This window comes from Streptomyces sp. P5F9, assembly GCF_057961495.1.
This window is the reverse complement of record NZ_JBXVPZ010001031.1, coordinates 1-669: the sequence shown is the minus strand read 5'-3', so window position 1 is coordinate 669 and position 669 is coordinate 1. Positions and strand designations below refer to the sequence as shown.

General features: G+C 73.8%; 1 protein-coding gene. It reads left to right on the top strand.

Annotated features, from left to right (window positions below):
- Window positions 1-104 precede the first annotated feature (104 nt).
- Window positions 105-669 (top strand): TetR/AcrR family transcriptional regulator (locus AC31A1_RS52250; RefSeq protein WP_489660051.1); only part of this gene is annotated, 565 nt, incomplete at its 3' end.

The following is a 669-nucleotide window of genomic DNA, read 5'->3' as shown; positions in this document are numbered from 1 at the left end:
CCCCAGCACCGGATTCCAGCCCAGCTTCCCCTTCCGGCCCCTCTGCCCCCTCTGCCCTCTCCGCACCGCTCTCGCTGACCGAGCGACGCAAGGCCGAGACCCGGATGGAGATCGCCCGGGCCGCTGCCGGACTCTTCGTGAGACACGGGCTGCGGGCCACCCGAGCCGAGGACATCGCCCAGAGCGCGGGCATCGCCCCCCGCACCTTCTACCGCTACTTCGCCACCAAGGAAGAGGCCGTCGCCCCGCTCTACGCGGCCGGCGCCCAGCGCTGGGTGGAGGCGGTCCGCGCGGCCCCGGCCGCACTGTCGGTGCCGGAGGCCCTGGAACACGGGGTCCGCTACACGCTGACCCCGGGGGTGGGCGTCTCCGTCAACTCCTGGACCTGGGTCCGCACGTTGATCGGCATGGCCGAATCCAGCCCCGCCCTGCGCCGGGTGTGGGCGGAGGTCTACCAGGCCTCGGAACGCAGCCTGGGCGAGATCCTCGCGGAACGCCTCACCGCGGAACGCCTTCCCAAGGGCGACGGCACCGACGCCGACACCGACCCGGCTGCGCCCGTGCTGTCCCCCGAGGTGCGCTTCGCCGCAGCCGTGGCAAGTGCCGCCGTACGGACGGCTGTTGAGGGGTGGGCGTCCGGGGAGGCGCAAGCGGGTGCGGGTGCGGGTG